Source organism: Mesorhizobium sp. M5C.F.Ca.IN.020.32.2.1, assembly GCF_004023105.1.
GTDB lineage: Bacteria > Pseudomonadota > Alphaproteobacteria > Rhizobiales > Rhizobiaceae > Mesorhizobium > Mesorhizobium wenxiniae.
This window is the reverse complement of sequence record NZ_RZSX01001531.1, coordinates 1-672: the sequence shown is the minus strand read 5'-3', so window position 1 is coordinate 672 and position 672 is coordinate 1. Positions and strand designations below refer to the sequence as shown.

General features: G+C 64.6%; 1 pseudogene. It reads right to left on the bottom strand.

The window, feature by feature from the left end:
* Nucleotides 1–37: 37 nt before the first annotated feature.
* Nucleotides 38–672 (bottom strand): annotated as a pseudogene (locus tag EOA86_RS37250) (hypothetical protein); the annotation flags it as partial.

The following is a 672-nucleotide window of genomic DNA, read 5'->3' as shown; positions in this document are numbered from 1 at the left end:
GCACCTGAGCCGCAGAAGACAGCATCACTGCCTGGGTTCAATGCGTCGATTCGGCCTTCTGCAGCGCCCGCACGCGATCGGCAAGGCTGCGTTCGCCGCTTCCCGCTTGGTTGGGTGCCGCAAGAACCTTTGCGATCGGCGACTCCGGCCCGTCGAGCGTCGCCGTCAGGGCGACGACTTGCGCCGCCAGGTCGCTCATCTGCTCACGCAATGCAGCGCTGGCGCGGCGCGCATCGTCGCCGTCTTCGGATTTGGATGCCTCGAAGGCGGCAAGCTCCGTTTTCAGTTTCTTGTTCTCGCGGGCCAGTTCCGTCAGCCTCGCCTCCAACCGCTCTCGGTCGCGGTCGAGCTTGGCGATGGCGTTTTGGGTGTCGTCGTCGTCCTTGACGGCCGCATCGCCCTGACTACCTTGCACTCCGACGAGACGAACCGCCGAGGCGTTTTCCACGCTTTCGCTTTTCGACTTTTGGCGAAGCCGCGCGATTTCCTTTTCGCGGCGGTCAAGCTTGTCCTCGCGATCGGCAAGCGTGGCGAGCAGGCGCTCGACCTTCTTGTCCAGTTCGCCGGTCCTTTTCTTCTCGGCCTTCAACGCGTCTCGTGCGGCCTTGCTCTCGGCCGCGCTCTCCTGTTGGCGCCTGTCCGCCTCCTTGCGCTGGCCACGCAGCACCGAAA